This is a genomic window from Maribacter algarum (ex Zhang et al. 2020) (assembly GCF_005885635.1).
Taxonomy (GTDB): domain Bacteria; phylum Bacteroidota; class Bacteroidia; order Flavobacteriales; family Flavobacteriaceae; genus Maribacter_C; species Maribacter_C algarum.
The window spans coordinates 741,829-765,805 of record NZ_VATY01000001.1 but is presented as its reverse complement, the minus strand read 5'-3'; the positions used below and the strand labels follow the sequence as shown (position 1 = coordinate 765,805).

Genomic DNA, 23,977 nt, shown 5'->3' with positions numbered 1-23,977 from the left:
TTCCCGCGAAGGCGGGAATCTTGCAAATTCTAATTCAAAATTGATTTTGAGTTTGAGTTTGCGTTTTGAACTTGAGCTTAATTTATAGAATCCCCCCTTAGCCTTCTAAAGTTTTTTCGCGCTTGCGGAAAGTAATAACTGTCTTGGTAATTGTAAATAATCTTTTCGTATTGTGCTTTGGCTTTCTCAGGGTCATTTAGCACATTTCGGTATAATTCGCCCAATTGAAAATAAGCGTCATCTGCTAGAATTCCAGTGCCGTAGAATTCTATGATTTTGCGGTAATTCAATTCTGCAGCTGCGTAGTCTTTTATTCCTTCTAAAAGCTCTCCTTGTTTTAAAAGAGCTTCATCTTCTATTTTTTCACCTTTATGGTCGAGGAGAATTCCATTTAATTCATCGATGGCTTCTTTTGTTTTATTTTGATAAGCTAGCAGATCCGCACGAGCATACTTTCTTAATGCCGTTTGTGTAGAGTCTTCCAGTGAATTGTCTGAAATCAACAAGCTCAATTGCATGGCATCATTGGCAATTAACTGTGAAGTTGAACCACGCAGAACTTTCAACTGTGTCAAGGCCCAATCGAAATCACCTTTGTAAAAGCTGGTTTGTGCTACTTTGTAGCGAGCATTCTGTCCCAACACATCATTCTTGAGTTTTTTCTGAATTTGGGAAAAGTAGATAAGTGCCTCATTAAATTTTTTATTAAAAACTAAAATATCGCCCAAGGTTAATTTTACATAGGCGGTTCCTCTGGCATTTAGGGGAAGTTCCAAACTATTTTTTAGAATTTCAATGGCCGGTTCCGGGCTATCTCTTTTGAACGTTAAGAAGTTAGCATATGCAATTTGCAATTGAAGCGTTTGACTTTTATAACCATGAATTTCAATAAGCTCGTCGTACTGCTTTTGTACGGTATTTAATACTTTTTCATTAGCATCTAGCAATTGAATGTCTATGATGTTTAATTGGGCGTTTAGTTTGGTAACCTCGTCGTTAGTGTTTTCAATTATATATTCAAAAATGCTTTGCGCTACTTCGGTATCGTTATCATCTAAAGCTAAGTTCCCCAAGTTTTCAAGTCTTTGCATTGATGAACCATCCATACGTTTGTAAATGGCTTTTTCTTGACGGAAAGCACTACTATACTGTTTTTGCTGTACAAATAACCAACTTAACAATTGATTCCAGAGTACATCCGGGTCTTTTTGAGCATTTTGTAGCAGGATGGTTTTAAGTTTGATATTATTTTCAGCTTCCGCATCTTCACTAACGAAGTCGTCAAAGTTCCGGAGCACATTTGACATTGAAGATTTTCCTTCCCGAATCAGTGTTAAATAGGAACTGTACATTTTATCAATATTGCCCTGTTCACCATATATCCGAGCCATCTGATAATTATAATCTAGTTTTGAGTTTAGTTCCATTGCCCTCGAATAGGCCTTGATAGCATAATCTAAAAGTGAATATTTTTGAAAGCGAAATCCAATGCCGTAGCCGTAATTCGGATTTTCATCAATCTTGGCAATTGCCTTATCATAATATATGTTGGCATTTCCCGTACTATCCTGCAAGGTATAGTTATAGCCCAGTTCAATATAGAGGGTGGGGTAAGGCCTACCTAGTTCTAGTGCGTTCAAAAGAAATTTCTGAGCATCTTCATAGCGTTCCAATTGTTGGTAACATGCTATTAGACCTTCGGTGTAATCAGTTCTTCTCGGGTCTTTTTCGACCAGTTTTTCATAAAAAACAACTGCTTTCTCGTAATCTCCATCCTCAAAGTAACGCTTTGCCAAGAAATCTTCTTGAGCAAAAAGAGAAGTTGTTAGGAATAGAAGAAAGATGCAAAGGCATGATTTCATACTGTAAATATACCGCAGTTCTATGGAAGAATTCACATAATACAAGGTTAAACGGTGTTTAGAAGCAAGCAGTACTTTTTGTACCCAGAAGAAACAACAATCTTTCGTAATGGGCGTTATTGAATAAATATAGTAAGAAAAAACCTACAATTATGTTTGTAAGCACGAATCGTAACTTCAAGCAATTCATCATATGCTGCTTTTTATCATTGTCTTTTGGTTTGTTTGCGCAGGTCGACTCATTGCAACAAGCGTACATTGAAAAGGGTATTGAGCAGTGGCAAGACGGGCTTATGGCATTGAGCAATGGTGAAAAATATTATGGCCAAATTCGTTTTGAAATTAAATCGGGTACTCTATCTGAACACATTGAGTTTCGAAAAAATACCAATGATTTTTCTCAGATTTTCATGGCGGAAACATGCGATGCGATTCAATGGGGAGATTTTGAGTTGATATCCCTACCTAAGGATTTTAAGAAACCTCTTGACAAAATGTTCTATCTAAATATGTACCTGGGCAGCACTATTCAAGTATTTTTTGAACCTAAATTTACCAAGAGTTCAAAACCGGAATCGCTGCGCTTTTTGGTTTATAAAGAAGGAATTTATACTTCGGTTACAAAAGCGAAGTTCAAACGAACTCTTTATAACTTATTCGGTGATAGCGCTCTTTGGCGCGATAAAACGAATGATAAAGACTGGTTCAAATTTTCAAACATGTACGAAGTTGCTAAATTCTATGATAGCAATATTGTCTTCGTAAATACAAGGTTTGAAGATGAATAAAGGCGAATTGAAGGCCTTAGTCTATTTTGTCAAACCCGCAATACGGCACTAAAACTTCAGGAATATCAATACCATCCGCCGTTTGGTAATTTTCTAAAATACCGGCTAGTACCCTCGGTAGAGCCAATGCACTTCCGTTTAAGGTATGTGCCAATTGACTTTTTCCGTTTTCGTCTTTGAAGCGCAGTTTCAAACGATTTGCTTGATAGGTCTCGAAATTAGAAACCGAACTGATTTCCAACCAACGATCTTGCGCTGTAGAAAATACCTCAAAGTCAAAAGTTAAAGCAGAAGTAAATCCTAAATCACCACCACATAATCTTAAAATGCGATAGGGAAGTTTTAATTCTCGAAGGATATATTTCACATGTTCTACCATTCCGTCTAAGGCTTTATAAGAGTTCTCCGGATGTTCAACACGAACAATTTCCACCTTGTCAAATTGGTGTAATCGGTTCAAACCGCGAACATGGGCCCCATAACTACCTGCCTCACGACGAAAACAAGGCGTATACGCCGTATAACATATTGGAAAGTTTTTCTCATTCAGAATCTCATCACGAAACAAATTTGTAACGGGTACTTCGGCAGTTGGGATTAAATATAAGTCATCGCCACCCACATGATACATTTGACCTTCTTTGTCCGGTAATTGACCTGTTCCGAGTCCTGATGCTTCGTTCACCAAATGAGGTACTTGCATTTCGGTGTAACCCGCCTCAGCATTTTTATCTAAGAAGTAAGAAATCAAAGCACGTTGTAAACGAGCACCTTTTCCTTTGTATACTGGAAAACCTGCTCCTGCGATTTTAACCCCAAGTTCAAAATCAATGATGTCGTATTTTTTTGCCAACTCCCAATGGGGGAGGGCACCATCAACTAAAGTGGGAATATCACCTTCTTTAAAAATCTCTTCATTATCCTCGTCTGTATTTCCCGCAGGAACTGACTCATGAGGCACATTCGGAATCTGGTATAGTAAATGTCTTAATTCCTCTGCAACCGCATTCAACTCTTCACCCAATCGCTTAGAATCTTCTTTTAAAACTCCTGTTTTTTCCTTTAAAACACTAGCTTCCTCTGCTTTTCCACTTTTGAAAAGCATCCCGATTTCTTTCGAAATTTTATTAGATTCGGCAAGTTTACTATCTAACTCAGTTTGGGTTGCTCTACGTTTTTCATCCAACTGAAGAATACCATTCAAAAGGGAAGTCGCATCGATATTTCGTTTTTGTAAAGCGCTTGCGATTTCGTCTTTCTTTTCTCGAATGGTCTGTAACTGTAGCATTATAATTTCTGTTTGAAATACAAAGTTACTTTTAATTGACTAACGAATCAATTTTATAATCTTCCGATGAATCTTAAAGCGCTATTTTTAAAGATGAATCATTATATTTTAGGTATAAATTTTGGTAAAAGTTGTTGATTAAAGAATATATATCTTTTATTTAAAATACTTTTACTATAGAATCTTCTAGTAATCTAAGTTTTTCATCATGTTTGTAATTCCATTGATTAGGATTATTAAACCAATTTTTGCAGCTTTCATTTTATTTGTAATTGCTGGTTCCTGTTCAAATAAAGATGAAGTAGTAAATTTTGACCTAACGACTTCAATCCAACCTCAAGAAGGCGGAAAAGTTACTCCAATAGATGGAAATTTTCCTTCTGATACAGATGTTGAAGTTATTGCTACTGCAAATGAAGGCTTTGTTTTTAGTACTTGGGATGGTGCTTCGAAATCATCATCAAAAAGTATTACATTGACAATGGACACTCATAAACAGCTTACTGCCATTTTTGAGAAGCTTGACAGCGACAAAGACGGGGTTTCAGATGATATAGACCAATGTGAAAATACTCCACAAGGTGAATCTGTTAACGCCAATGGTTGTTCAGATAGTCAAAAAGATACTGATGAGGACGGAGTGACGGACGATTTAGATACCTGTGAAAATACGCCAACGGATGAAACAGTAGATGAAGATGGTTGTTCGGACAGTCAAAAGGATAGTGATGAGGATGGAGTGACCGATAATATAGACGAATGTGCAGACACACCAATAGGAGAAAGTGTGAATGCTTTAGGTTGTTCCGATAGTCAAATTGATAGCGACGGTGATGGTGTTATGGATGCGAATGATGAATGTTCAGAAACTACATCTGGAGAAGCAGTAGATGTTACGGGCTGCTCCGACAGTCAAAAAGATACTGACGTAGATGGGGTGACCGATGATTTAGATGAATGTGCTGACACACCTACAGGAGAAAGTGTTAATGCATTAGGTTGCTCAGATAGTCAGATAGACACCGACGGTGATGGTGTAATGGATGCTGATGATCAATGCCCGGAAACTACATCTGGAGAAGAAGTAGATGTTAATGGTTGCTCGCAAAGGCAATTAGATTCGACTTTAAAAACCTACGTGCCAGATGATAACTTTGAAAAAATTCTTATTTTACTCGGTTATGATTATGTTATTGATGATTATGTGTTGACTGCAAATATTGAGAATCTGTTAGAACTTACTTTAAAACAATTTCATTATTTAGAATATTTAGATGGTGAGCCTTATGCTTCTGAAATTAGTCTCCCTATTGAAGATTTCACAGGGCTTCAGGATTTCGTTTCCCTTGAATCTCTTACTATTATCCACCACCCCCTGTCGGGAACTAACTTTTTTGACTTGTTAAGTGATATTAATTTAAAGAAAATTAGCTTTAATTGTATCGAAGTAGTCGATGAATTTAGTTTGAAAAAAAATATTCAATTAGAAGAGTTACGAATTAACGGTGGAGGTCCAAGTAGTGGAGGTTGCGAAACTTATGTAAACAACTTAGATTTAAGTAACAACCCTAATCTTAAGGTTTTGAAATTTAATTGGGTCACGTTTTCGGATATTGATAACGTATTAGCAAATATACCATCCTTAGAAGAATTTCATTTACTACTTCGAACTGACATGCCGGTACTTAGTTTAGTGAATAATGCGAATCTCCGCAAAATTTGGTTAGAGACCTCGTATTCGGACTTTAAATTTATAGATTTAAAAAATGGTGCAAACGATAAATTGGAAAAATTTGTTATTTCCAGTTATGCTTATCGAGGTCGAAATATTTGTATTGAGGCTGATTTACCTGAATATGTAGAATCGATTATTACAGCACCTGGATCTACTTTCGTAACAAACGATTGTGATAATTAGTTGCCTAAGTTTTGTTTAATTTTGAGTTTATCACGTTCTTTAATCTAAGCCTAATCATGTTGGTAACTATTTTGAAGAACTAATTTTATCAGAAGGCAATATCCATTCGTGATGTCCAAAATGATTCCAAGACTCATTGGCTAAATCAACTTTTGGGTCGATAAAAGCGCGGTAGGGTTTTCCGTTAATGCTTACTTTGGAGTTTAAGGCGAATACGGAAACAACTTCCCCTTTTTTGGCATATTCCTTTTTTAAGCGTTGGGCAAACTGCCAAATAAAATCAGGGTAAGCTGCGATTCTTCTTTTTTGCTTTTTGCTCAGATAATCATCAAGATTCACAAAGGAGGTAGCTTTGGTTTCTTCGTTAACTACATTGAATGTAATTGTTCCTGTTCTACTTCGTAGCATCATTCGCCAGCTCATACGATGCCCCTCTTCCGTCCATAAAACATCGTCTTTTATAAAATAGTGCCGTATGGGCAAGACCAATTGAATGATGAAATATATACTTCCCAGAAGCAATGCTGTGTTTTTAAAGGAAGGTATTTCTATAGTATTTCCGGAGTAAAGCGTTTTCTTTTTGAAAAAGATATTTCGAATGGTTTTAGCCTCAAAAAAGAAAACTATGAATGCAAGGGATAAATAAGGGAATATCCCTATTTGAAAGACAATGGAATTGAAAAGATGGAAGAAGATAGATGCAAAAAATGCAAATTTTCGGGAGGGCTTCCAAAGCAAGGCAGGCACTATTAATAAGTCGAACAAAATACCACCCACGCCTATAATTTTATGAATCCAAGGCTGCTGTAACAGGTCTCCGATAATATAGTAATCCGCCTTATTTGACATCAAGATTTTTATAATTCCGAAATCCAACCAGTCTCCATACAACTTCGCTACCGATGCGTAGGTATACACAATGAAAAGTTGCAGTACAATTGCCCATTTCACATAGCCAAACATATGTTCTGTGCGTATGGATGGATTCTTTTTTGCATCCAAGGAATATCCAGCATTTGCACGAAAGAAACACATAATGCCCGATATTAAAATCAGCAAATAATAGTGATTGTTATAGGATGATTTTTGCATTAGGTAAACACCCGTCCAAAGTATAGTGAATGAAATAATGCTAAATCGATATTTGTAGCCTAGCGCTATGCACACACCAAGTGTTCCCATAACGAAAAAGTAGATATACATACCATATCCAGGAAGCGGTTGTAACCAATCAAAACCTATAAAGTTAAAGGTAAATTGGGGATCGACTAAAGTGTCTCGAACCCAACCCGTGAGAATCGCGCCGTAACATTCAAGCGAAACTAGAATTCCAAAGAAAATACGGAAAATGAGTAAAGAAGAATTGTCAATTTTAGTAAACAGCAACTGACTCAAGGCGTTCATAACTTTGCTAGTATGGAAAGAGATGTTTCTTTGTCTTTCAAAAGCTGCACTTTGAGCGCATCAACAGACTCAAATTTGTGTTCATCGCGAATACGTTCGATGATATCAATTTGCAATTTTTGTCCATAAAGGTCTTTGTCCAAATCGAAGAAATGTATTTCCACTGTTTGTTCGGTTCCATCAACAGTAGGGTTAAATCCAATATTCATCATTCCCGAGACTATAGAGTCATTCATTTTGCATTGTACAACATAAACACCGTTTTTCGGAATTAATTTATAGTCCTCGGCAATATGCAAATTGGCTGTTGGAAAATTCAATTTCCTACCTAAGCCTTTTCCTCTTTTCACCGTTCCCGTGAGCATATATTTATAGCCCAAATATGCATTGGCGGTTTGAATATTACCTTCCTCAAGTGCTTTGCGAATTTTGGTTGAGCTGACGGATACATCGTCTATTTCTTGAGCCGAAATTTCTTCAACTTCAAAATCGAAAGTACTTCCGAAAGTTATTAAGTCTGTAATGTTGGCCGTGCGGTTTCGACCAAAACGATGATCATAACCTATAATTATTTTTTTGGTTTGTAGTTTGTTTACAAGTAAATCCCGAACAAATTCGGTAGCTGAAAGTCTAGAAAAATCTGAGGTGAATGGGTGAATTATCAAATAATCTAATCCTAGGTTTTTAAGAATTTTCGTCTTCTCCTCAATAGTATTTATCAATTTGATGTTCGAGTCTTTTTGGAGTACCATTCTTGGATGAGGGAAAAAAGTAAGTACCATCGATTTAAATTCTGAAACGCTTGCGCCTTTTATCAAACGTTCGAGTATTTTTCGATGGCCGATATGAACACCATCAAAAGTGCCAATGGTAATGACAGTCGAGTGTTTTTGGTCGTATTCCTTGATGCTTTGAACAGTTACCACTAAATATAGAAGATAAAAAGGCTTATATTTGAGTTTGGAAAATCCCCATTGATGATAACAAAATTACGTCTTGTTTTTTCAATTACCATAGCATTTCTTTCCTTTTACGGTTCTGCTCAAACTGGGTATTGGCAGCAAGATGTTACGAAAGGAGTATTGGACCAGAGTTTTTCAGATCGTTTTAATGTCCAAAAAGGTCAAATCTTTTCATTTGATGAGCAAATGTTTAGAAAAGAACTGAAGGATGTTTCTGTTTCGAAAGGCACCGCCAAAATAGTCTATTTTCCTAATGAGAATGGAGAATTCATTGCTTTTCGAGTAAGTGAACAACCTGTTTTATCTCCCGAACTCTCGAAGAAATACCCTAGTATCAAATCTTATGCTGGTCATACATTAAATGAAGCTAAGGACAAGATTCGATTTAGTGTTTCGCACAACGGTGTGCAAAGTATGATTGTTCATTCGGATAAAAGGGGTTCAACTTTTATGCAAAAAGACGCAAATGGAAAGTATGTGATTTACGATAGGGATTCAAATCCATCTTTGACTGATGAATTGTGGTGTTCGACGGAAGCAAAATTATCTAAGACTAGTAATCTATCAACTTTCAAGCAACCGGTCACAGGTCAGTCATTGCGTAAATTTCGACTAGCAGTATCAGCTTCGGGTGAATATACCGAATATCACGGTGGCACGGTAGCCGATGCTCTTGCAGCCATTAATGCCACGGTTACCAGAGTTAATGAAGTTTATGAAACGGATTTGGCGATTCGATTTGAACTAGTTGCCAATACTGATCAGGTAATTTTCACAGATGCTGAGGAAGATCCATATAGTGGTAGTCTGAGCTCGAAAGTGCAGAATGAACTCACCACTACAATAGGGGAAGCAAACTATGATTTGGGTATTTTATTCCATAAAATAGATAATGGTGTTGATGGTAATTCTGGTTTTTTAGGTGCGGTATGCGTTGACAATAGAAAAGGTAGTGCCTATGGAGCGACTCCTGACCCAATTGGAGACCTCTTTGACTTGGATATTATAGCGCACGAGATAGGACATCAATTTAGTGCGAGACATACCTGGTCTTTTCAAGACGAAGATTCACTATCTCAGATTGAACCAGGTTCAGGAACTACGATTATGGGGTATGCAGGAATTACGGGTATAAATAATGTGGCCTTAAATGGTGATGATTACTTTCATTACATTAGTATTGTTGAGATTACAGATTATTTAGGTTCTATTAGTTGTGGTGAAACTATTAGTTTAACAAATAGTCCACCGGTGGTCACACCTACAGGAGCATTCACTATCCCTATTTCTACACCTTTTGTTTTAAGTGGGGATGCCACTGATACTGATACTAGTGATATTTTAACCTATACATGGGAGCAAATTGATGATGGTGAAGTCCCACAGTCAGCCTTCGGTCCAAACAACCAAGAAGGAAGTAATTTCCGGTCTGTAAAGCCGTCAACAAATCCAGAACGTTATTTCCCAAGATTAACTCGTGTTCTGAGTGGTCAATTGACAGAGACTAACCCAACCATTGACTCGGAATGGGAAACGGTATCAAACATAGAGAGAGAGTTGAATTTTGCACTTACGGTAAGAGATAACGCTTTGGGTGGTGGCCAAGTGGCCTCTGATTTGGTAAATGTATTTGTTGATAACAGTGCAGGACCTTTTATCGTAACCTCACAGTCCTCGAATATAGAATTAAGTACAGGAGACACGGAGGAAATTACATGGGATGTTGCAAATACAGAAAAGGCTCCTATCAATGCGCAGACGGTGGATATTTTTCTCTCCACGGATGGAGGAGCTACATTCCCAACATTACTGGCGGAAGATGTTCCAAATGATGGCAGTCACATTGTCCAGATTCCTGCAAGTCCAGCAGCGGCAGCACGTATTATGGTAAAGGCGCATGATAATATCTTTTTTGCGGTCAATTCATCAAATTTTATAATTACCGAGTCTGAGATAATAATGAATTTTGCAGAGTTGGAACCAGAGGTATGTGCTTCGGATATTTTAGTCGTTCCATTCACTTATGAGACATTCTTAGGCTTTAATGAAGAAGCTACTTTTAGTATAGCGACTCCACCATCTGGTGTTGATATAACTATTTTTCCTGAAACAGCAGTTGCAAACGGCACCCCAGTGGAGGTCACTTTTACAAATACTCAAAACCTAGCGATAGGTGCTTACCCTATTCGAGTATTGGCAAGTACAGCATCCTCGACAAAAGAAGTTACCTTTAATTTAAACGTCTACGACGCCAACTTTTCCGATGTTTTACTAACCGCACCGGACGATGATGAAATAGATGTTTCTACGACGATGCTATTTGAATGGCAGGTAGATGATTTGGCTACTTCCTATGATATTGAAATTGCTAGAGATGAGGCATTTACTGATATTATTGAAACAGGTTCTGTGATAAGTAATTCATTTACACCGTCCAATCTCGAAAATTTTACAGAGTACTATTGGAGAGTCAAATCAAAAAATAGTTGTGGAGAAGGAGTTTTTGGCGCCCCATTTAGTTTTATTACTATTCCTTTTAGCTGTGAAGTCAAAGATGCATCTGACCTACCTGCAATAATTTCAGCAGCTGGTACGCCCAAAGTATTCTCTAGTATTTCGGTCTTTGACGATTTGCCAATTGCGGATATCAATGTACGCCTAGAACTAGATCACTCTTTTCTTGAGGACTTGGTGGTTACATTAACTTCTCCCTCCGGAACGACGGTTGTTCTTATCAATAACTCCTGTGATGATTCGAGAAATGTGAACGCAACTTTTGACGATAGTGCTACTGGTTTTATATGTCAAGAGAATCCTGCTATAAGCGGTACTGTGAAACCCCTCGGCGCACTAAGTTCTTTTAATGGGCAGTCTACCCTTGGTGAATGGATTTTAACTGTGTCAGATAATGCCCCTTCCGATGGAGGAGTATTAAAAGAATTTTCTCTTGAAATATGTGCTGAAGGGGAATTTAGGCCAGATGCGGATAATGACGGGGTTTTTGATGATGGTCCCGATTTGTGCCTAGATACGCCTGCTGGAACTCAAGTAGATACATCAGGTTGTCCGATACTTGTTGTTTCCCCTTCTAATTATAGAATAGAGGCAAGAAGCGAGTCATGTCGCAGTAGCAATGATGGTTCAATAGTGGTTAATGCACAATCAGCTTTAGATTATACCGCCGTTCTTACAGGCAACGGCACAAATAGTTCCAATGATTTCACCACGCCTTCACTTACGTTAAACAATTTGGCTGCCGGAACCTACAATTTATGTATAACAGCGACAGATGGAACGCTTGTGTCTTCAGAACAATGTTTTGATGTGGTAATTGAAGAACCGCAAATTTTAAGTGTTTCATCAACAGCCTCACTAGATGGAAGTTTTGTCGATTTGGAAATGGAAGGTGCTTCTATTTATAATATAGATTTAAACGGAGTAGTTCGTCAGGTTGAAGGTTCAGAAGTCAGTCTAGATCTTAAAGCTGGTTTGAATACCTTGAAAGTAACTACAAATCTACCTTGCCAAGGTACTTATGAAGAGAAATTCCTGTTTTCTGATGAACCCTTTGTTTATCCAAATCCATTTGGGGACTTCATAAAGGTGTTCTTCGGAACTACCGTTGATGAGGTGAAGGTTCGTATTTTTGCAGCAAATGGTAGATTGGTTCTTGATAGCGAATATGCTGTCAATTCAACTGAACAAGAATTAGATTTAACGGCCTTGTCCACTGGCCTGTACTTTATTCAATTTGAAGCAGATAATATAAAGGGAACTTCCAAAGTAATCAAAAGATGAGATTTTTGTCCATACTTATAGTTGCAGTAATCCTGCTGGGTTGTAAGAAGAAAGAACCACCTAAGCCACCGGAAAGCGTTCAACTTGTATTTCCGGAAAAAAACTCAGAGTGTACTACTGGAGAGGATATTAATGCAACAACTAGCCAAGTAGAGTTTCGGTGGGGGGCTTCTAGCAATACGGAAACCTATGAACTTATCGTAACGAATTTGGAAAATGGAAATAAGCAAGATGTTACAGTAACCACTACGAGCGCAAAACTACCTATTGCAAAAGGTACACCTTACTCATGGGTAGTAATTTCTAAAAATTCAGCCGTTTTGCAAACCGCCTCTAGCCCTTCATGGAATTTTTATAATTCCGGATTTGAAACGACCTATGCACCTTTTCCTGCAGAGATTGTAGAGCCAAAAATGGGCGCCAGTGCTTTTAAAGATATCAATAACGATGTGGTCTTAAGATGGTCGGGTGCTGATGTGGATGATGATATTATTGGTTTCGAACTTTTTCTTTCTACTGAAACTCCTCCAGAAACCTCTATTTCCACGCCAGGACCTGATGCTACAGATACAAAAGTTTCGGTAGTTGCAAATACAGTTTATTATTGGAGGGTAATAACAAAAGATAGTGAGGGAAATACTTCAGACTCAGGCATCTTCGAGTTTAGAGCTCTTTGACGATTAAGTGCCATTAAATTGATTCATCGTATTCTTTACACCTGATAAAACGAAGGAACGTACAATATCACAGGACTTATCAAGACGTTCCTTCAATAGCTCCCTCTCTTCATCATTCCATTCCCCCAAGACATAGTCCACCTGACGGCCCTTGCTGAATTCGGCACCAACTCCAAAACGAAACCTATTGTAAACTGTAGTTTGTAATACGTTTTGAATATCTTTTAACCCATTATGACCCCCATCGCTACCTTTCGTTTTTACTCTTACAACACCAAAATTTAAGTTGATATCGTCCGTAATTACTAAAACGTTTTCTAAGGGAACCTTTTCTTTTTCCATCCAATATTTCAGTGCTTTCCCACTTAAATTCATAAAGGTGGAAGGTTTTAAGCACAGAATGCTCCGCCCTTTTGCTTTGAATATTCCAAGGTCACCCAGTTTTGCGGTTTCAAAGTTGAACTCTTCTTTTCTAGAAAGAGCATCTAGGACCTTAAAACCAATATTGTGTCGGGTCTCTGAATATTCACTGCCAATATTGCCCAATCCGACAATTAAGAATTTCTTCATACTATCTGTTTCTTCTAAAATTGCAGGTTGACTGTCAAATAAGAATTTTAAAAATCTGAACATCCGTATAAAAATACAAAAGCATCCGCCAAATGACGGATGCTTTTTATAGATATAAGAAATCCAATTCCTAGTTTTCCCCACCTTCGGTTGCAGGTGCATCTCCACCTTCAGCAGCAGCTCCATCGCCTCCTTCGGCCGTAGCTCCTTCTTCACCTTCAACTCCTTCTTCTTCATCTTCTTCGACAACAATAGCAGCACGAGCAGTTTTAACTTGCACAACTACTTGTGATTCTGGGTGAAGAATAGAAAAATCGTCGTTTAACAATGATTCAACCGTAATGTTATCACCGATTTTCAATTTTGAAATATCGATATCAAAGAAATCCGGTAATTTATCTGGTAAAGCTTTAATAGCCAGTTTTCTCTTTCTGAACAGAAGGCGACCACCATTTCTAACTCCTGGTGAGTTTCCAACCAGTCTTACCGGTATGTTCATTGTGACCTCTTTGTCATCAAAGAGTTGATAAAAATCAATGTGCAAAATTTTATCAGTAACAGGGTGAAACTGAATATCTTGCATAATTGCATTTACCTTACCTTCTCCCAAGTCAACCTTTACGGTGTGGGCTGCGCCGGTGTACACTAAATCCCTAAAACTTAATTCAGGTGCTGAAAAGTGTAGTGGTTTTTCCCCTCCGTATACTACGCAAGGAACCATTCCAGCATTACGTAGGGCCTTAGTTGCCTTTTTGCCCACGCTTTCTCTTTCTGATCCTTTAATTGTAATTGACTTCATTATATATATTAAAAATTAATAATTCTACATTAGAAACTTCGATGCAATCGAAGTATTGTTGTGTACCCTATGCATAACATCTGCAAAAAGGGTATCACAGCTTAAAACCTTAACCTTATCACTTTGTTTTCTGACTGGAATCGAATCTGTAACGATTAATTCAAGCAGTTGTGACTTTTCTATTTTCTCATAAGCATCACCAGACAATAAACCATGTGTTGTAATCGCCCGAACACTTAGCGCACCTCTTTCCATCATCAAGTCAGCCGCTTTAGTTAAGGTCCCTGCTGTATCTACCATATCATCAACCAAGACAACATTCTTTCCGGTTACATCGCCAATAAGTTCCATGTGAGATATAACATTTGCCTTTGCTCTTTGCTTATAGCAGATAACTACATCACAAGCAAGAGCCTTCGAATAAGCGTAAGCTCTTTTTGAACCTCCCATATCAGGTGAGGCTATGGTTAGATTATCCAGGTTTAAATCCCTTAGGTAAGGTAAAAATAGGGTAGAAGCAAACAAGTGATCAACAGGTTTTTCGAAGAACCCTTGAATTTGATCGGCATGTAAATCCATGGTAATAATTCGAGTCGCACCTGCGGTTTCTAACATTTTGGCAATTAGCTTAGCGGCTATCGGTACACGGGGTTTGTCCTTACGATCTTGTCTCGCCCATCCGAAATAAGGCATTACCGCTGTAATATGCCTAGCGGATGCTCTTTTCGCAGCATCTAACATCAATAACATCTCCATCAAGTTTTCAGAACTAGGATGTGTTGAGCCTATTAGAAAAATCCTTGCGCCACGAACAGATTCTTCAAAAGAAGGCTGAAACTCACCGTCGCTATATCTAGATAGATTAACATTGCCTAACTCTGTGCCATAGGACTTGGCAATTTTTTCGGCCAAATCTTTACTGTTTGAACAGGCAAAAAATTTAGGTTCTGGAACTTGATATGCCATAATGGTTTCTACTGCTTTTAATCCCTGATTTCTAAGGAGGTGCAAATTTAAAAATTAATTTGTGTTGCTAAAGGATAATTGTTGTTATTTTCATTTTTAGAATCAAATATTTTTTTAGCTTTGCAATCCTAATTTTAAACGCTCGAGTGGCGGAACTGGTAGACGCGCTGGATTCAAAATCCAGTTCCTTTGGAGTGTGGGTTCGATTCCCACCTCGAGTACATAAAAACCCTGTTAATCAATTGATTAACAGGGTTTTGTAATTTTAATAGTAACATATTAGTAACAGAATGGGGATAAATTTAGGGTACATAAAGTAGAAAATGAAAAAACCCAGAGCAAGTCTGGGTTTTAATTTTATTCTTTTTAAGTGCAGAAACTAAAGCAATTAAATGAATAGCAGTGCACTAGTACAAAACTACAAAAAGTTATTTATATTTTATCTTACCAGTAATTATTTTTTTAATAGTCTCATTTTTAGAGTTTTCAGCAAACAAGTTGTCAATTTCATTTAGAAAGTCATTTTTTCTATTAACAGAAATATGTTTTAACAAATATTCAATAACTTTTATGCTAGCTCTTAGGGAACTCCTATCACTCCCTTCAAAATCTATACCAGGAACAACAGATAATCCTCTAGGAGTCTTGAAATCATAAAGCACATCACCATGTGAACAAATATTTCTTATTAGTACTACAGTGCTCATTAAGTTTTCAAATTTTTTAGGGTTAAAAACACCTAAGCTTTCCGAAACCCTTTTTTTAATATCTTCATCTCTAATTTCCTTGTATAAGTTCAATAACACTCCAAAAGTAAAGAACTCTAAAGTTTTCCATGCAGGAGCATAGGTGTCTTCGGGATTATTTTGATGATGCTTTTTTAATGTTTTATTGTTATTTATGAATTCAGGGGTATAAACTCTGTTAAGCATACTTGTTTTGTAAGGTGTACTATGAATAAAGCTATTTTTGACTACGCCGTCATCAGCAAACCAAGCAGGTGAAGCTTTAAACCTATTTGAAACATAATAAATAACCTTGGTTCTAAAATGTATTTCTATACGATTCAAATACCTTAATAAAATTGTTCTTAAGTCCACATCAAGGTAGTACAGAGCAATAACATCACTTAACTTGCTGCCTTTAGCAAAATTATGATCAACATCTATTTCAAAATGATGCCAATAGAATCCCAGTCTATAGTAGCCAATATCTAATAAAAACTCTTTTATTTTAGCTTCATCATAATCTAAAATTAATCCTCGACCTTTTAATAATTCAATTTGAACATTTGTATTTGTCGCTTTTTTCCCCATTCAAATATTTTTTAAAACCTTATATATCTTAACCATAGCCAAAGTATCCAACTTGCAATACTCTAAGAGGTCTTTTCTAGTCTGCTCCACATCTTCATCAAAATTTGGGTCGCAGACCATTCTGCCCCAAGTATCCAGTGCCATAGTGCCATCGGACACTTTCAAATCAGAATATGAAAATTGAGGACATAAAACAGGTAGCACTTTCTTAATAGAAGTGGAGCCGTGGAATCTATAATCTACGTAGTCGGTTTTGAATACGTTCATTAAATCAAACATGTGGGCATTCATAAAATTTAAATATTCCGAAAACTCTGGAATCCAAGCCAACATATCTTTATTTCTGCTTATTTCGAACGGTGCATTCCAAGAAATGAAAGTACCTTTTAAACCTGTGAAATCTTGCATTTGTTTTAGCATTTCAATTGGCTGTTCTAATTTTTCGCCTAACCATTCAAAATGAGTCAATACTCCATTTTCTTTTAATGAGTGAATAGAGACCTGAAAAACTAAATGGTTATGAGGGCCCATTTTATCTACTTTAGGAACGGCCGTTGGAAAGGTTTCATAATCTACAAAGTGGAGAGGAAATTTAAGATTCGATAATGTTTTGTCAATTAACAGCTTGTTGATTACCACCAGTTCTTTTTTTACTGATTCTACCTGTGTTTGCTGAATTACACTTAAATCAAAATCTAAGGGTATATCTAAAATGTCTAATTGGTTGTTGTCAACTAGTAGCCCTATTTTTTTAGCTGAAATTCTAGCAATCTCATAGATGTTAAAATCAGGAACATCTTTATTAAAATATTTAAAGGTGTCACAATGATTGCTTCTTGTTTTATATCGACTAGAACATTGGTTTTCGACTATAACTTCTTTGTTAATAAAATGTAGTGCTGCATTAATATCATTAACTACAGTTGAATAGATGCTGTCTATTTGTTCAGTTACGTCTGCAATTTCTAATAAATCATCAGGGATAATCTCCCCTTGTTTTACATATTCTTTGTTAAGATGGATAATTGAGGTTTTCGAAACGGTATAGCCACATTCTTGCAACACATACTTTTGAAAGCATGTATCTTCTAGTTTACCTTTTTTTATACTTGAAGCAGATTTAATCTCATAAATATGATAGGTGTTATCTATCAATTTTTCTAAAACATCTATTCTTGCAAATGCTCCTTTTTTGGTTAAAAATGAAGGTTGGAAGAGTACATTACTTTCAGAATCCAAATGTTGTTGGGTATGTTGGGGAGTAGAATTTTCAGGAAGGTTGATTCCTTCTGGAAATAATAATTTGGCATATTCTTCTACCTCATAACCTTCTTTAATTAGCTTTTCAAGGAACAATGAAAACTCTCCTTTGTATTTGTTGAATTCTTTAGGCTTGTTTTTAAGTAGCCACAAAGATTCAGGGCAATTTAGGTATTGAATGAAGTCTGTTTTGGAGAGTTGCATATATTATAGAATATACTTGATTGGATTTGATGCCCCAGGTTTTTTCGTGTGTGCAATTGACTTGTTTACATAAACATCTCTTATTTCAGCTTTTGCAACTATACCATTAAAACCCCACCTAAATTTGATTTTAGCGCCGTTTATTTGAACTGGATACCATTCCTTTATTTCGAAGACTTCTATAATTATACCTCTGTATTCTGCAAGAGCAAATTTGGATTCGTGTCTTCCTTTGGCTCCAACTACCCAAGCTTGTTTGGTTGATTCGTATATAGCTTCGATAGATTGACCTTTTTTATATTTCTTATTAATATTAATAATAATAACGGGGTGAATTAGGACTTCTAAAGGCTTTGCGTTGTAACGTCGTATAACTTCATCTGAGGTCATTAATCCTCTATCAAATGTATGATGGCCTTCTACAATATTAAATGTATCTAAGCCAATATATTTTCCAAAATCAATCAATGAAGCTTCCACCTCAAAGGCTTCTTTTTCATTTAGACCATGTCTGAGAATTATATGTTTAACCTCTAACCCTGAATCTATTATATTTCGTATTGCATCTAGTCTAAGATTTGGGTTGTCTGTTTTTAGAGCATTAGATTTGTGGTTAAAAATACGATTGCCAGAACCTTTTCCAATGTAGAATGGTTTATTGGTTTCTGGATGTATTAGGGCATATACATAAAAGCCCAATTGTTCTATGGAGTTGTTGTCAAACAAGTATTAATCGTTTTGAGATACAATGAATTCAGCCCTATTATATAATTCATCATAAGTAAGAAAAGTGATATTTCTTGAATCTCTCCTAAATAATTCAAAGGTTTTTTTCTTAATACGCTTAATTTTAGGAGTATCATCTGAATTTTCTATTTGTTCTTTAAAATTTCCAATGATTAATATGGTATCAGAATCATAGCTTTTCTGGGTAATCAATTCTCCCTTATCGTTATATAGTTCCTTTGAATCGATTTTTATTTGACCGCTTGCTTTTTGCTCTAATATTTGACTCATACCATCAATCAAGTCATTTGAAATAGACCAACAGCCTGATCTGTTTTTAGAGTTACCGAAAAGTGGGGTTTCAGGTAATTTTAATTCAACAAACGTTGTGAAATTATTATCTCCAATCAAGAAATCAGCATTTACTTGCTCTTTCCCGGAGGCATCTGTGTCTGAAGCACTAAATTCTTTTTGAAGGATTCCTTGAAATCTGTAATCCAGACAGTATCCAAATATCCATTGGTTTTTATTGAAGAAATCTTGCCAAGCTATTTCGTCTTTTGACTTGGAATTAAGGCTATCTTCATTTATTTTAAACTCTTGAATAAAATTAGGAACGTAAAGTAATTTTCTAAATATTTCAAGTTGAGCTTTCCTATAGCCTGTGTTAACAATATCTTGACTAGTAACAATATTATTGTCTAATAGTTCTTGAATTAATTTTGCTCCTTCATTACCGATAAGTAGGGTGCTAATTTTTTTTTTCGTGTTTTCGTCAAGAACATCTAGGGAATTATCCGCAAGTTTCAGTTTTCGTTCAGATACGGTTTCCAAATCGATTTCATCAATAAACTGTAAAAATGATTTAAGCTGTTGAAAATTAAATTTTGAAAAATTTAGTTTTTGTTTTTCCTCTTCACCAATAAATTTTACGAGTTCTATACTTTCAATGTTATTTCGACTAGGTTTAAATACCACTTGCATACAAGTCTTAGGAGCTAACTGAATTTTTGTTGTATTTTCATCTTGAAAAATTACTCTAAAAAATCTACCCCCTTCAAAAGTGTTATTATATAGAGTCTCTATTTTGTGATTATCTAGAATCTCCGCTCTACTCGCTTTTGCCCTTAATCCCCGATTTGCAGCCATCTATAACCCTTTAAGTACCTCAATTACACTCTTTGCATTATAGGCGTTTTCAACCTTAGCTGTTTGAAAGACCATAAAGTATTTAAACTTTTCACCAGCTAATTTCTCCCAAGTTTTTCCTAATATATTTTTATTCTTGCTGTCTTCGTTGACTCTATCATCTCCCTTAGTTTCAAGAAGGATAATATTCCCTTTTTTGGTATATAAAATAAAATCAGGATAATGATTGGAGCTATATCCATTTAGTGCAAAACCTTTGCCCCGTTCTAAGTTTCGATGCCAGAAAACAATGTTTTCAAGTGCTGCCACCTCCATAATCATTGTCTGCTCAAAATTGTTCATTTTTGCCTCAAGTTCATAAAGCGACTTATTGATGTTCGTGCTAGGACTTAGAAAAGAAATCTTTTCAGGAAACTCAAAATTGTTTCTAGCGGTTATTTGATTTTTATCGATAAGTACCTTGAACCTTTCTTTAGCGTACTTATTTGATAATGAATTAATTTTATCTCTGATTTTTTTAACATAGATAAAATCGTTCTCTACAATGTCTCGAATTTGTTCATTCGAAAGGTCTTCAAAAACACGCCCGACATAAGAAGTCAATTCCTGTTCTTTAATTGGGGTCATATCTCCAAGTTTGGAAACAATTATGCTACTTACTTGTTTTATCTGTGATGGCTTTGGATTTGCTAAAATGGTATCAACCAAGATGTTTTTAGCTTTTTGGTTAAAGTTTCTTACGGTCGCTGTGCCTTTAGTTTCATCAAAATCAACTGCCTTAATGTCCTTAGATATTTCATTGAATGTTACCTCGGTATTGTATTTTGACAGTTTGAAGCCATCCAACAAACTGTTTTTATGCAACTGTAACCATTCTTCATTGAGTTCTGGAAAGAGTTCACTTTTTAAATCATCCTTCTTTTGTATAAAGAACTGGGGGAGCTTAATACCTTTTGCAATCGACTTAAAACCATCAATAATATTGTAGTGTTTCGGAGATGTTTTCATTACTTCTGTAAATATTGAGGTTTCATAGTCTACTTCTATTTCCCTGATTTTTCTTTCAAATTCTGCTCCTTGTTGTTCTGCTTTTTGGGTCAGTTCTGATAATTGCGGATTATTGGTATGTATGGTATCCAAAGAAACGTCTTCATTATGGTCATAGTTAATCTGTTCTAAATCAAAATCTTCATCAGATTTTGGTGATTCATCAGTATTTGCTGGTTCATCAAACAGTGTAGTGGTTAGAATTTCGTTTGGAGTCAATTCTTCTTCGGGTTTTTCTTCGGCATAGTAATCATCTTTACTAAAACCTGAATCTTGCAAACCTCTAACAATATTGTCCAAAGTTTCATTGAACTTTGATGATGCCGTTAAAACAAATGACATGTTCAACAAAGCATTTTGATGTTTTACTACATAAGGTTGTCGCAGTACCCTTCCGAGAATCTGTTCTACTTCAACTGCTGATGATTTATCCGCCAAGGATGCCAGGATATACGCATTAGGACAGTCCCAACCTTCTTTTAATGCGTTAACGGTAATGATGTAACGCACCTTACACTCTTTGTCGCTGAGATTAATACCTTTAAGTTCATCTATACCACTGGTCTTGATTTTAATCTGCTCTTCGGGTATTTGTAGTTTCACCAATTGCTCCTTTATTTTTTGGAAGGTGGTGTTATTCTTTCCTTTAATATTTGACTGTGCCTGAAATAAAATTATGGGTCGAATATACTTACCTGTTAATTTTTCCTCTTCAATAGCTAAAAGCTCTAATTGCCGTTGTAAGTGCAACGCACTGGTAATGACTTCTTCTTTTTTATGATGATTATAAACTACAACGGGTAGTTTAACCATATTTTCTTTTTTAAGGGCCAAAGCATTTACGAAAGAAATGATATTGCTGTTTTCTTTTGGTGTAGCTGTTAAATCCAAGACTAATGAAGGATTCAGGTTGTTCAGCATTTCAACACTTAAATCACTTTCGGCATTATGGCTTTCGTCAACAATAACAACAGGATTAAGGCTTCTAATGACATTTATAAGTGCGGTTTCATCCGTATCAGGCAATACTAACTCTTTTTCAACAATTGTATTCCGGAATGATTCTAAAGCTCCATTTTCTTGAAAAACTTTTCTATCATCCTTCTTTCTAGAATTAATTCGTAAGCTGCTAAAGTTGAACACGAAAATGTTAAGTTGTTCTGTAACCGAAGTAGGGTTAAAATTTGCTCCTTGTAACAATTGCTCTTTTTCATATACTTCTATACGGTTTCCAAATAAACTATTCAGTTTTTGTCTATAAGGGTGGTCAGGGTCAGACAGGTTTTTAACTGTCTGTTGTAATAAGTTAGACCATGGCACCAACCAAACTACGGCTTTGGCATTTCCTTTATTAAAATGCCTGTCTATGATATGCAGAGCATTACAAGCAATGAACGTTTTCCCCCCAGCAGTAGGTACTTTTATGGCGATATGTATTGCGTTGGGTATATTGTCTTTATAGGGCTTCATACCTTCAAAAGAACCATCCAATTGTGGAGTATAAGGCATGCCCAATTTACCTTCCCAATATTGGTTAAATGCCTTTGCAGGGGTTTTTTCTTTCTGAACATGACTTAAGAAGTGTTCTAGTTCTTTAATGACGTTATGTTGGTATGGTTTTAATTCCATTCGTATGTGATTGCTTAAAATCTTGTGATGTCTCTAGGGATTTTTTTAAAGACAATATGGTATTTGTCCATCAATGTTTTATCTAACAGACATAAATCCGCATAGATAATGTATTGTTCTGCATTAGTATTTAAGGTTCTTAAAAAATGTTCATTTAAGGTGGTCAATTGGTATTTTTCATAGTAGAAATAATAAGCCGTTTGATTCTTTGTGCCTAGCAGATAAGCTTCATTTTGAGCTATATATGGAGTAGCAGTCTCTGTATACCATACGTATTCTTTGATTTTGACAACACCAACAGATTCATTCAGCACTTTGTTTTCCAAAAACATTGGTTGCCCTAATTCATAAAAGTTAAAATCACCACCTGTGCCTTCAACAGATTTTGTCCCTACTCCATAACCTTTAATAGCCTTTTTGACTCTCTCAGCGGTTATGGTGTTTGCGTAGTCTTCCATCTCAACCATTATAAATTTTCGGTCACCACCATCTACCTTGTTTAAACTTAGAACTGCGTGAGCCGTAGTGCCAGAACCAGCAAAGGAGTCAAGGACAAAAGAATCTTTTGTAGTAGCTATAGATAGTAAGTGTTGAATTAATTTGGACGGCTTTGGAGTTACAAAAGTAGCTTCGCCTTCAAAAAAGTATTTTATTTCTTTTTTAGCACCTTCATTTGTAGAAGCATTTTCAGCAAATATTATCGTTTCAGGGGTCAAGCCTCTTTCTTTGGAATTTAGATATGTTTTGACCCTAGGAACATTGTTCCCATGAATTCCAAACCAAATTTCATTTGCTTTAATTTTTTCCTGCATTACCTCTTTTGTAAATAACCAGCATCTGCCGCTTGGAGGTAAGTGTTTTTTGCCATTCGGTGCAATTAACTCATAGAATTGAGATTCAGTTGCATGTCCAGCCTGTGCAGTAGCCGGGTCAGATTTCCATGGACCATTTTTATCATCATCGGGATTCTTATATCTTGAAAGAGCCTCCTCAGTCATAGGAAGTTGACGTATAGATTCACCAAAATTCAAAGTGTTTTTACAATAGCATAAGATATAATCATGCCTAGATGAAATTACTTTTCTATTCTCGCGATTTGTTCTTTTTTCCCAAATAAAATTTGTAACGAAGGCCTTTTTTCCAAAAATTTCATCCATTAATATTTTTAAATAATATAGTTCGTTATCGTCGATTGAAACGAATATCACCCCTTTTTTGCTTAATAGTTTATTTAGTAATTTTAAACGAGGGTACATCATGCACAACCATTTATCGTGCCTGCTTAAATCCTCACTTTCCTTACCTACCACCTGTCCTAGCCACTTTTTAATTTTTGGGTTACTTACATTGTCATTATAAATCCAATTTTCTTCACCCGTGTTATAAGGAGGGTCAATGTAAATACAATCAATCTTACCTTCATGCTCTGGCAAAAGGCTTTTTAAGGCCTCTAGATTGTCTCCATGTATTATTTTATTTTTGGAATTAGTAGGAGTCTCTTCCTTACCATTTTTAAAAGTATATTGAGGTTCTAATATGCGGAAAGGGACATCTTGGTGGTGGTTAATCACCTTTTCTTTTCCTATCCAGTTTAGTGTCGGCATTCCTAATAGT

At 36.1% G+C, this 23,977-nt stretch carries 17 protein-coding genes and 1 tRNA gene; 5 read left to right on the top strand and 13 right to left on the bottom strand.

All coding sequences use genetic code 11. The features are described from left to right. Nucleotides 1-77 precede the first annotated feature (77 nt). Nucleotides 78-1,862 carry a tetratricopeptide repeat protein gene (locus FEE95_RS03240; RefSeq protein ID WP_138656390.1) on the bottom strand — a complete coding sequence of 595 codons (1,785 nt, stop codon included), beginning with the start codon at nucleotides 1,860-1,862 and terminating at the stop codon, nucleotides 78-80. A 152-nt stretch (nucleotides 1,863-2,014) separates the two neighbouring features. Here FEE95_RS03240 and FEE95_RS03235 point away from each other — a divergent pair, with 152 nt between their 5' ends. Continuing rightward, on the top strand, nucleotides 2,015-2,650 hold the full coding sequence (locus FEE95_RS03235) for a hypothetical protein (RefSeq protein WP_138656389.1): 636 nt from the start codon (nucleotides 2,015-2,017) through the stop codon (nucleotides 2,648-2,650). 16 nt (nucleotides 2,651-2,666) lie between these two features. Here the strand turns inward: FEE95_RS03235 and serS are convergent, their stop codons facing one another. Further along, entirely contained in the window at nucleotides 2,667-3,938 is a 1,272-nt protein-coding gene (gene serS, locus FEE95_RS03230; RefSeq protein ID WP_138656388.1) for a serine--tRNA ligase, read from the bottom strand. A 208-nt stretch (nucleotides 3,939-4,146) separates the two neighbouring features. Between serS and FEE95_RS03225 the strand changes: the two genes are divergently transcribed. Continuing rightward, a complete protein-coding gene (locus FEE95_RS03225) occupies nucleotides 4,147-5,856 on the top strand; it encodes a thrombospondin type 3 repeat-containing protein (protein ID WP_138656387.1) in 1,710 nt (569 codons plus the stop codon). 66 nt (nucleotides 5,857-5,922) lie between these two features. On the opposite strand, the gene FEE95_RS03220 is transcribed toward FEE95_RS03225, so the two are convergent. Both FEE95_RS03220 and FEE95_RS03215 read right to left on the bottom strand, forming a co-directional pair. Continuing rightward, entirely contained in the window at nucleotides 5,923-7,260 is a 1,338-nt protein-coding gene (locus tag FEE95_RS03220) for an HTTM domain-containing protein (protein WP_138656386.1), read from the bottom strand. Continuing rightward, nucleotides 7,257-8,186 (bottom strand): bifunctional riboflavin kinase/FAD synthetase, encoded by a 930-nt coding sequence (locus FEE95_RS03215; protein WP_138656385.1) that lies wholly within the window; start codon nucleotides 8,184-8,186, stop codon nucleotides 7,257-7,259. The genes FEE95_RS03220 and FEE95_RS03215 overlap by 4 nt, the downstream gene beginning before the upstream one ends. Before the next feature lie 51 nt (nucleotides 8,187-8,237). Between FEE95_RS03215 and FEE95_RS03210 the strand changes: the two genes are divergently transcribed. Together FEE95_RS03210 and FEE95_RS03205 are read left to right on the top strand one after the other, a co-directional pair. Beyond that, nucleotides 8,238-12,020 carry a zinc-dependent metalloprotease gene (locus FEE95_RS03210; RefSeq protein ID WP_138656384.1) on the top strand — a complete coding sequence of 1,261 codons (3,783 nt, stop codon included), beginning with the start codon at nucleotides 8,238-8,240 and terminating at the stop codon, nucleotides 12,018-12,020. Further along, nucleotides 12,017-12,697, top strand: a complete 681-nt coding sequence (locus FEE95_RS03205) for a hypothetical protein (protein WP_138656383.1) — start codon at nucleotides 12,017-12,019, stop codon at nucleotides 12,695-12,697. Before FEE95_RS03210 ends, FEE95_RS03205 begins: the two co-directional genes overlap by 4 nt. 3 nt (nucleotides 12,698-12,700) lie before the next feature. Here the strand turns inward: FEE95_RS03205 and pth are convergent, their stop codons facing one another. The 3 genes from pth to FEE95_RS03190 form a co-directional block, all read right to left on the bottom strand. Then, the gene (pth, locus tag FEE95_RS03200; RefSeq protein ID WP_138656382.1) at nucleotides 12,701-13,330 is read right to left on the bottom strand and encodes an aminoacyl-tRNA hydrolase; all 630 of its coding nucleotides are present in this window, start codon (nucleotides 13,328-13,330) and stop codon (nucleotides 12,701-12,703) included. Nucleotides 13,331-13,397: 67 nt separating this feature from the next. After that, the gene (locus FEE95_RS03195) at nucleotides 13,398-14,066 is read right to left on the bottom strand and encodes a 50S ribosomal protein L25/general stress protein Ctc (RefSeq protein WP_138656381.1); all 669 of its coding nucleotides are present in this window, start codon (nucleotides 14,064-14,066) and stop codon (nucleotides 13,398-13,400) included. A gap of 24 nt (nucleotides 14,067-14,090) precedes the next feature. Beyond that, the gene (locus FEE95_RS03190; protein ID WP_138657547.1) at nucleotides 14,091-15,032 is read right to left on the bottom strand and encodes a ribose-phosphate pyrophosphokinase; all 942 of its coding nucleotides are present in this window, start codon (nucleotides 15,030-15,032) and stop codon (nucleotides 14,091-14,093) included. A 140-nt stretch (nucleotides 15,033-15,172) separates the two neighbouring features. Between FEE95_RS03190 and FEE95_RS03185 the strand changes: the two genes are divergently transcribed. Beyond that, a tRNA-Leu gene (locus FEE95_RS03185) sits at nucleotides 15,173-15,253 on the top strand. A gap of 207 nt (nucleotides 15,254-15,460) precedes the next feature. On the opposite strand, the gene FEE95_RS03180 is transcribed toward FEE95_RS03185, so the two are convergent. From FEE95_RS03180 to FEE95_RS03155, 6 genes are read right to left on the bottom strand one after another with little or no spacing between them, the layout of a single operon-like run. Continuing rightward, the gene (locus tag FEE95_RS03180) at nucleotides 15,461-16,348 is read right to left on the bottom strand and encodes an Abi family protein (RefSeq protein WP_138656380.1); all 888 of its coding nucleotides are present in this window, start codon (nucleotides 16,346-16,348) and stop codon (nucleotides 15,461-15,463) included. Next, nucleotides 16,349-17,812 (bottom strand): DUF2779 domain-containing protein, encoded by a 1,464-nt coding sequence (locus FEE95_RS03175; RefSeq protein ID WP_138656379.1) that lies wholly within the window; start codon nucleotides 17,810-17,812, stop codon nucleotides 16,349-16,351. It lies immediately after the preceding gene. 3 nt (nucleotides 17,813-17,815) lie between these two features. Beyond that, nucleotides 17,816-18,538, bottom strand: coding sequence for an LEM-3-like GIY-YIG domain-containing protein (locus FEE95_RS03170; RefSeq protein ID WP_138656378.1), 723 nt, complete (start codon nucleotides 18,536-18,538; stop codon nucleotides 17,816-17,818). Between the two features lie 3 nt (nucleotides 18,539-18,541). Continuing rightward, nucleotides 18,542-19,687: a Shedu anti-phage system protein SduA domain-containing protein gene (locus FEE95_RS03165; protein ID WP_138656377.1), complete on the bottom strand. Its 1,146-nt coding sequence runs from the start codon at nucleotides 19,685-19,687 to the stop codon at nucleotides 18,542-18,544. After that, nucleotides 19,688-22,363 (bottom strand): DEAD/DEAH box helicase, encoded by a 2,676-nt coding sequence (locus FEE95_RS03160; RefSeq protein ID WP_138656376.1) that lies wholly within the window; start codon nucleotides 22,361-22,363, stop codon nucleotides 19,688-19,690. 14 nt (nucleotides 22,364-22,377) lie between these two features. After that, on the bottom strand, nucleotides 22,378-23,967 hold the full coding sequence (locus tag FEE95_RS03155) for a site-specific DNA-methyltransferase (protein WP_138656375.1): 1,590 nt from the start codon (nucleotides 23,965-23,967) through the stop codon (nucleotides 22,378-22,380). Between the last annotated feature and the right edge of the window lie 10 nt (nucleotides 23,968-23,977).